The organism is Alcanivorax sp. 1008, from assembly GCF_020667895.1.
GTDB lineage: Bacteria > Pseudomonadota > Gammaproteobacteria > Pseudomonadales > Alcanivoracaceae > PGZG01.
The window spans coordinates 1-2388 of record NZ_JAFMPS010000059.1; the positions used below are offsets into that span (position 1 = coordinate 1).

The window sequence follows — 2388 nt, forward strand, 5'->3', positions numbered from 1 at the left end:
TGATTCTTGATGGCGCCATGGGGACCATGATCCAGCAATACCGGTTCGACGAGGCCGCCTACCGCGGAGATCGCTTCGCCGACTGGCCATCGGATCTCAAGGGTAACAATGACCTGCTGTGCATTACCCAGCCGTCGATCATTGAAGATATTCACCGCGCCTATCTTGAAGCCGGCGCTGACATCATTGAAACCAACTCGTTTAATGCCACCAGCATTGCCATGGCCGATTACGGCATGGAGTCTCTGGCCCGGGAGCTCAATGTCAGCGCCGCACAATGCGCGCGGCGGGCAGCCGATGCGGTGATGCAGGCTGACCCATCACGGCCACGCTTCGTCGCCGGGGTGCTTGGGCCAACCAATCGCACTGCCAGTATCTCCCCTGATGTCAACGACCCAGGCTACCGCAACACCAATTTTGACCTATTGGTGGAAGCCTATCTGGAATCCATTGACGGGCTGGTCGAGGGCGGTGCCGATGTACTGCTGATCGAAACCATTTTCGACACCTTGAATGCCAAAGCGGCGGTATTTGCGGTAATGAAATACTGCGATGATCATCAGATCGATATTCCCATGATGATCTCCGGCACTATCACTGATGCCTCAGGACGCACCCTTACCGGCCAAACCACGGAAGCCTTCTATCATTCCCTGCGCCATGCCCAGCCGATCACTATTGGACTGAATTGTGCCCTCGGAGCGAAAGAACTACGCCCTTACATGGCTGAGTTATCGCGCATCAGCGAGGGCTTTGTTTCCGCCCACCCGAACGCCGGCCTACCAAATGAAATGGGTGAATACGACGAGTCTCCAGAGGCCATGGCGGCAGAGATTCGTGACTGGGCCAGCAAGGGCTACCTGAATGTGATCGGTGGCTGCTGCGGCACCACTCCGGCTCATATTCGTGCCATAGCCAGTGCTGTGGGGGACCTGTCACCGCGAGTGCTACCGGAAATCGCGCCAGCCTGCCGTCTAAGCGGACTTGAGCCCCTGACTATCGACAGCGATTCTTTATTCGTCAACGTCGGCGAGCGTACCAACGTCACGGGCTCCAAACGTTTTCTGCGTCTGATCAAGGAGGGTGATTACGATACCGCGCTGGATGTGGCCCGTCAGCAGGTCGAGGCCGGAGCTCAGATAATCGATATCAACATGGATGAAGGCCTGCTCGAATCGAAAGAATGCATGGTCCGATTTCTCAACCTGGTCGCAGCGGAGCCGGAAATCTCCCGAGTGCCGATCATGATCGACTCTTCCAAATGGGATGTTATTGAGGCCGGTCTGAAATGCATCCAGGGCAAAGGCATTGTTAATTCCATCTCCATGAAGGAAGGCGAAGCCGCATTTATTGAGCAGGCCCGTCTGGTTCGTCGTTATGGCGCAGCAGTAATCATTATGGCCTTCGATGAAGACGGCCAGGCCGACACCCGCGAGCGCAAGACCCAGATATGCACCCGTGCTTATAAGTTGCTTACCGAACAGCTTGGCTTTCCACCCGAAGACATTATTTTCGATCCAAATATTTTTGCCATTGCCACCGGCATTGAGGAGCACAACAACTACGCCGTGGACTTTATTGAAGCAGTCCACGATATCAAGACCACCCTGCCCTACGCGCTTATTTCCGGTGGAGTATCCAACGTTTCGTTCTCGTTCCGTGGCAATGAGCCAGTGCGTGAAGCGATTCATGCGGTGTTCCTGTACCACGCCATCAAGGCTGGTATGGACATGGGCATCGTCAACGCCGGTCAGCTGGCCATCTATGAAGACATTCCTGCGGAGCTGAAAGAGGCCGTCGAAGACATCGTTCTCAATCGCCGTGAAGACGGCACCGAGCGCATGCTGGATATCGCCGAAAAATACCGCGGCACCGGTGCCGGCAGCATCCGTCAGGAAGATCTTAGCTGGCGTGAATGGCCGGTCGAGAAGCGCCTGGCGCATGCATTGATCAAGGGCGTGGCGGACTATATTGATGAAGATACGGAAGAGGCGCGGCTGAAAGCAGAGCGCCCGCTGCACGTCATCGAAGGCCCGTTAATGGACGGCATGAACGTGGTCGGCGACTTGTTCGGCGAAGGTAAAATGTTCTTGCCCCAGGTAGTCAAGTCAGCCCGGGTAATGAAAAAAGCTGTCGCTTGGCTGATGCCCTACATGGAGGCCGAAAAAGAGTTGCTCGGCACGCAGCAGGAATCCCATGGGCGCATTCTGATGGCGACCGTGAAGGGAGACGTGCACGACATTGGCAAAAATATTGTTGGCGTTGTGCTCCAGTGCAACGGTTACGAGGTTATTGACCTTGGCGTCATGGTTCCCTGTGACAAAATTCTGGATGTAGCCAAAAAAGAAAATGTGGACATTATTGGTCTGTCCGGCCTGATCACTCCAT

At 55.2% G+C, this 2388-nt stretch carries 1 protein-coding gene; it reads left to right on the forward strand.

All coding sequences use genetic code 11. The features are described from left to right. Positions 1 to 2 precede the first annotated feature (2 nt). On the forward strand, positions 3 to 2388 hold a 2386-nt coding region (metH, locus tag J1C54_RS16170), incomplete at its 3' end, for a methionine synthase (RefSeq protein WP_229149953.1).